The organism is Pseudomonas kielensis, assembly GCF_014236655.1.
Classification (GTDB): domain Bacteria; phylum Pseudomonadota; class Gammaproteobacteria; order Pseudomonadales; family Pseudomonadaceae; genus Aquipseudomonas; species Aquipseudomonas kielensis.
This window is the reverse complement of sequence record NZ_JACMYG010000065.1, coordinates 1-5,933: the sequence shown is the minus strand read 5'-3', so window position 1 is coordinate 5,933 and position 5,933 is coordinate 1. Positions and strand designations below refer to the sequence as shown.

Annotated in this window: 5 protein-coding genes; all 5 read right to left on the bottom strand. The window is 62.2% G+C overall.

Annotated features, from left to right (window positions below):
* Positions 1 to 1,788, bottom strand: a 1,788-nt coding sequence (locus tag H7995_RS27890; protein WP_185819308.1) for a transporter substrate-binding domain-containing protein, incomplete at its 3' end; no start/stop codon positions are given.
* Between the two features lie 12 nt (positions 1,789 to 1,800).
* The gene (locus H7995_RS27885; protein WP_166590813.1) at positions 1,801 to 2,448 is read right to left on the bottom strand and encodes a response regulator transcription factor; all 648 of its coding nucleotides are present in this window, start codon (positions 2,446 to 2,448) and stop codon (positions 1,801 to 1,803) included.
* 134 nt (positions 2,449 to 2,582) lie between these two features.
* Positions 2,583 to 3,017, bottom strand: coding sequence for an ANTAR domain-containing protein (locus H7995_RS27880; protein ID WP_166590814.1), 435 nt, complete (start codon positions 3,015 to 3,017; stop codon positions 2,583 to 2,585).
* 126 nt (positions 3,018 to 3,143) lie between these two features.
* The gene (locus H7995_RS27875; protein ID WP_185819307.1) at positions 3,144 to 4,349 is read right to left on the bottom strand and encodes an EAL domain-containing response regulator; all 1,206 of its coding nucleotides are present in this window, start codon (positions 4,347 to 4,349) and stop codon (positions 3,144 to 3,146) included.
* Positions 4,350 to 4,493: 144 nt separating this feature from the next.
* The coding region (locus H7995_RS27870; protein WP_185819306.1) for an ATP-binding protein at positions 4,494 to 5,933 on the bottom strand (1,440 nt) is incomplete at its 5' end.

Sequence of the window (5,933 nt, the reverse complement as noted above, 5' to 3'; positions counted from 1 at the left end):
CGTGCGGATTTCATGGCTCATGGTCGCCAGGAAGGTGGTCTTGGCGCGGTTGGCGTCGTCGGCGGCGGCCCTGGCCTGCTGCACTTGATCCAGCAGCACTTGGCGTTTGCGGATCAACTGCCGCTGATAGGTGATCCAGCCCAGCGCCAGCAGCAACAGCAGGCTGGCGGCCACAAAGCCTTGGATGATCGGGGTGCGGTAGCGCGCCCAATAACTGTCGTCGACCGGCAGTCCCGTGCGCCAGCGATTGGCCAATTCGTCCATTTCTTCCGGCGCAATACTGAGCAACGCCTTGTTCAGGATCGACTGCAGCTCGACGGCCCCACGCTGCGTGGCAAAGCTGATGTGCACCGGTTCGGCGCCCACGGTACTGGCCACCTGGAGCTTGTCGCGGTATTGCCGGGCAATGATGTAGCGCGCGCTGATCAACGTATTCAATGCCGCCTCGGCGCCGCCGCTGGCCACCAGCGCCATCGCCTGGGCGGGACTGTCCACCTCGATGAAGCGCACGTTGGGGGCATGGCTGCGGATCAAATCGCGTTGCGGGTTGCGGCTGACCACCGCCACCCGCTTGCCGGCCAGATCCTTGAGGGTGACTGGGGCCTTGTTGCCGATCGCGCAGACCAGCACATACGGGTTGATCAGGTAGGGTCGGGTGAACCGCAGGATGGCCTGGCGTTCGAGGGTCGGGGTGATCCCGGCCAGTACGTCCAGCTCGCCGGCCTTGAGCCGGGCGATCTGGCCATCGAGGGAGTCACCCGCCAGCGCCTGGAATTTCAACCCGGTGCGCAGGCTGATGCGGTCCATGACCTGGGCGCCGAGCCCGGAAAACTGTGCATTTTCGTCTTCATACGACAGCGGTGCGAAGTTGCGCAGGAAGCCAACCTTGACCTGGGGGTGGTGCTCCAGCCAACGCTGCTCGCTCGCGCTCAATTGCACCTGTTGGCTGCCGCCAAAACTGCTGCCGGTGCTCCAGCGGCGCAGTATGGTGGTGCGCTCCTGCTCCGGAATCGCCGCCAGCGCGGCGTCGATGATGCGCCGCAACCGCGGGTTGTCGACACTCAGGGCAAAGCCGAACGGGTTGACTTCCAGCCGCGCGAATTGGGCCAGTTGCACGTTGCTCAGGTAGTGGTTGTTGATCAGGTAGCTGGCGCTGATGGAGTCACCCAGGTAGACATCCGCACCGCCGAACGCCACCGCGCCGACGGCGTTCAGGGTCGAGCTATACAGCTGCAGGTGCGCCTTGGGATAAGCCGCCCTGATAGTCTGCGGCGGCAGGTAATGGTCGAGCATCGCCACCCGCAGGTTCGCCAGGTCCGGCACCAGGCGCGCACTGTCGCCCCGGCGGGTCACCAGGATGGGCGCATCCTCGGCATAGGCCTGGGACATCACCAACTGCGGATCGGCCGCTTCAAAACCATTGGCCGCCCCCAGCAGATCGATCTCACCCTGCTTCAGCGCGGCGATCACGGCCTGACGCGAGTCGTAGCGCTGGACCTCCACCCGGATATGCAGCAACTGACCGATCAACTCCGCAAAGTCGGCGGTGATGCCCTCGAAATTGTCCCCGTTGATCGTGTTTTCAAAAGGCGGGTAATCCGGCGCCGAGGCCCCCAACCGCAAACGGCCCTGGTTCCTCAGCCAGTGCCAGTCGGTTGCCGCGAGCTCGACCCGATAGCCTTCGACACTCGAGCGCCCCATCAACTGCAAGGGTTGCGGCCCGGCAGCAGGACTGCTCGGCGACCAGCACAGGTTGAGCAACGTCAACAGCAGCAGCCAGGCACGCATGTCGATGGCCCTTCAGATCAGATGATTGCGCTTGGCAAAATCCCTCAAGTGGACCAGGGATTCCACGTTGAGTTTTATGATCAGCCGGGTCTTGTAGGTGCTGACCGTCTTGTGGCTCAGGTGCAGGCGCTCGGCGATTTCCTGGTTGGTGATACCTTGGGCAAGTGCCTGGAAGATGCTCAGCTCGCGGTCCGAGAGCGTGTCGATCATCTGCTGCTCGTCGATTTGCACGCTGCTGAGATTGACCGTGCTGGTCTCCAGCCGGGGGAAATAGGTGTAGCCACTGAGCAGCGCTTGAACGGCTTTGCACAGCTCCTGCAGGTCGTTGGTTTTTTCGACGAAGCCCATGGCTCCGGCCCGGGTGCAGCGCTCCATGTAAAACCGCGGTTCATTGGCGGTGAACACCACCGCCCGCGTGGAGATTCGCTCACGCTGCAGGCGGCTGAGAAAGTCCAGCCCGCTGAGCCCTGGCATATTGAGGTCGAGCACCACCAGAGTGGGCGCGTGCTGACGAATCATCTGCAGGCCTTCAATCCCGTCGGAGGCCTCCATGATGGTTTGGAAGACCGTCCGATTGCGGGCGTCCTTGAGGGCTCCCAGCACCATTTTTAGAGCGGCACGAATAACTGGATGATCATCGATGATCAACAGTGAACTCATGGGTAGTTCCTGATGTAGAAGGCGTACGCCAACGCAGACACGACAGCTGCGCCAAGACTATTGCACGGGGATAAGGCCCGGACTACCTGTCAGATCTGACAGTTCCGACGAACGGTAGTCCGGTTCAAGGCTATTCAGGCACGCAAACTGTCACGCGGCCAGCCGTGTCCACGCTCGGACAGTGGGATGGGTGTATCGACACGCCGCATCAGGCTCTCCAGGGTTTCCTGGTCGGGTAGACGGGCCTGGTGGAGCCGCACCTTGCGCTGTGCAGCGGGATACAGGGCAGGCAGCCCGGCTTGCTCGGCATCGTAGATCAAGGCATGACGGATCTGCAGGTTGTCCTGGCACAAGCCCAGCGGGTCCAGCCCGCCGCCGGCGGCCAGGTTGGCATCGAGGATGACCAGGTCAAAGGGTTCGCAGCCGTACTCCACCACCGTCAGCAGCTCTTCGAGCGAGTGCACGGGGGCAATCCGGTAGTAACCGAGCTGGTTCAGGCCACGTTCGATTTTCATGCGATGAAAATGCTGCTCATCGGCGATAAGGATGCGTAAGGCTTTATTTGGCATGGTTGACTAACTCTGCAAAGACAATGCGACCGGTCTTTAACCAGCCCTTTCAAGAGGCTGTAAGACTAAGGGCAACACCGCGACGTTTCTGTAGGACTATTCCTAAAGAAACAGTTCCATGCTCGATCAAGTTTTTTGTTGCGCGACTGCAGACACCTGCAGCCAATGCAACAGATCGGGACCGCTCATGGGGCGGGCAAACAGGTAGCCCTGAGCCTGGGTGCAGCCCAAAGCAAGCAACTGCTGGCGCTGCTGCTCGGTCTCGACCCCTTCGATGACCACCGACATGCCCAAGGCATCCCCCAGGGCCAGGGTGCTGCTGATCACGGCCCGGCAACGTGGTTGATCCTCAAAGGTGCGGACGAACTCAGCGTCCAGCTTGATCTCGTTGAACGGCAGCTGGCACAGGCGCTGCAACGAGGAAAAGCCGGCACCGAAGTCATCGATCGACAGCTGGCAGCCCATCATGCGCAGGCGCACCAGGCTCTCAAGGCTGGTAGCCGGGGCTTCAAGCAGGCCGCTTTCGGTCAGTTCGAAGGTCAGGCTCGAGCCTGGCGTACCCTGCAGCGCAAGAATGCCGCGGATGGTGGAGACCAGCAGCGGATTGGCCAGTTGCTGGGCGTGCAGGTTAAACCCAACGTTGATCGCAAAGCCCTGCTCGCGCGCCTGGCGTTGCAGGGTCAGGGCCTGGTCGATCTGGGTGAACAACAGCGAGTCCAACAAGCCGGCACGCTCAAGTTCCGGCAGGAACGCCACGGGCGACAGCACCCCACGAAACGGGTGATGCCAGCGCACCAGCACTTCCACACCACAAACCGCACCGCTCATCAGGTCGACTTTAGGCTGGTAGTAGGGTTGGAACTGGCCATCGTGCAGGGCCTGGCGCACTTCGTTGGCACAGGCTGGTGGCGGCGGTGCTGGCGGCGGCACTCGCTCTTCCCGGGGACTGATCAGGTGTTTTTCCAGTAACTGGCCCAGCGCCCGTGGATGCAGGGGTTTGCCGACATCCCCCAGCAGCCTGAGCCCCGACAACGCCACGATCTGCCGCACCGCGCGGCGCAGATCCGCCGACAGCGAGCTGCTGATGATGATTGAGCCGACCAACCCGCACTGCCCGACCTGGCGGAAGAACTCCAGGCCATCCATGCCCTCCATGCACAGGTCACACAGCGCGATGTCCACGGCACCGACTTCTTCCAGGACTGCCAGCGCCTGCGCGCCGTCACTGGCCTGGAATACCGCCTCACAGCCCAATTGCGTGAGCATCTTGACGGCTACAGCGCGGACAAAGGGGTGATCCTCAAGTACCAGAACCCTGATCGGCAGTATCATTTGGGCGGCCCGTTATGTAAAAAAGATGCCTGATTATCTCCGCCCACTTCCTGAACTTAATTAGGAAACGTCCTAAAACTTGTAGGAAATTTCCCAGAGTTACCCATACCTATTGACCCCGCACAGTCGGCTCCCCCTCGCCCCTTAGCCCACCTGTTGTTCCAGGGTTTCGCCCAGGCGCTCCATGGCCTGCTGCAATTGATCCACCGCCGCCGTCAGTTGCGCCTCATCGAACCCCTTGCAGGCGGCCTCCAGGCGTTCACAACAGTGAATCAGGGCTTGCGCCTTGATGATCCGCGCCCCGCCCTTTACCCGGTGCGCCAGGTCTGCCAAACCGTTGACATCATGGCGGGTGAACAACTTCAGTAGCCGCGACATGTCCTCTTCGTTGCTGCTGGCCAGGTCGCCCAACAGGCTCCGGAGCACCGCGCGGTCACCACGGGTCAGTTGTTCGAGGTTGTCCAGGTCGATGGCATCGGTGGGCTCGCGACGCTCCTCGAGGGTCGGGACCGGCACGGTGTCGGGGGCCACGGATGCCAGGCACGCACTCAAGTCCTGCAGGCTGATGGGCTTGAACAGGCAGCCATCCATCCCGGCCTCGCGGCAACGGACTTTTTCCTCCGGCTGCGCGTTGGCCGTGAAGCCCAGGATCAGACCGGGTTCAATGCCCCAGGTGCGCTCTTCGGCGCGAATCGCCTGGGTCAGTTCATAGCCGTTCATCAGAGGCATGTTGCAGTCGGTGATGACCACATCGAAATGCTGGCTGCGCCAGACACACAAACCGTGAGCGCCGTCCTGGGCTTCCTTGACCCGATGCCCCAGGTAAGTCAGTTGCTGGGACAACAACAGACGATTGGCCGGATAGTCATCAATCACCAGGATGCTCAGCACCTGGCCCTGCACTGGGGGCGCCTCCTTGTGCACAAGGGCGGTGGCCAGGGACTCGAGAACCGGCAAGTGCAAGCCCACTTCAATCTGCGTGCCCTGCCCCAGCACGCTGGACAGTTGCAGCGTGCCGCCCATCATCTCGCACAGCGTGCGACTGATCATCAAGCCCAAACCGGAGCCGCTGCGCGCCGACTGCTGGTTGTTGCTGGCCTGGCTGAAGGGGTTGAACAGCCGTTGCTGGTCCGCCAGGCAAATCCCGCTGCCGGAATCTTCCACCCGTAGGCGCACCGTCAGCCCCTGGCCGTCACCGTCCGGCGTGGCCTGTACACGCAGGCGCACCTGACCCTGTTCAGTGAACTTGATGGCATTGCTCAACAGGTTGGAAATGATTTGCTTGAAGCGCAACGGGTCGATCAAAACGTCCTGGTTGGCGGCGGCATCCACCTCCAGGTGCAGGTGCAACTGCTTCTGGCGGGCCAGGCCTTCGAAAATCCGTGCGGCCGACTCCACCAGGGCGCGCAGATTGGCGCGCTCGGGCGCCAGCGACAGGTGCCCGGACTCGATACGCGAGATGTCGAGGATGTCGCCGATCAACTCCAGCAGGCCGCGCGCCGCCCCTGAGGCCACCTCGACGGCAAAGCGGTCCATGACCCCCTGCTCGGCCTTTTTCATCGCCAGCTCGAGCATGCCGATCAC

Bases quoted from the DNA above. Each gene is read 5' to 3' on its own strand.
- H7995_RS27885 (WP_166590813.1), bottom strand. From the start codon at position 2,448: ATGAGTTCACTGTTGATCATCGATGATCATCCAGTTATTCGTGCCGCT.
- H7995_RS27880 (WP_166590814.1), bottom strand. From the start codon at position 3,017: ATGCCAAATAAAGCCTTACGCATCCTTATCGCCGATGAGCAGCATTTT.
- H7995_RS27875 (WP_185819307.1), bottom strand. From the start codon at position 4,349: ATGATACTGCCGATCAGGGTTCTGGTACTTGAGGATCACCCCTTTGTC.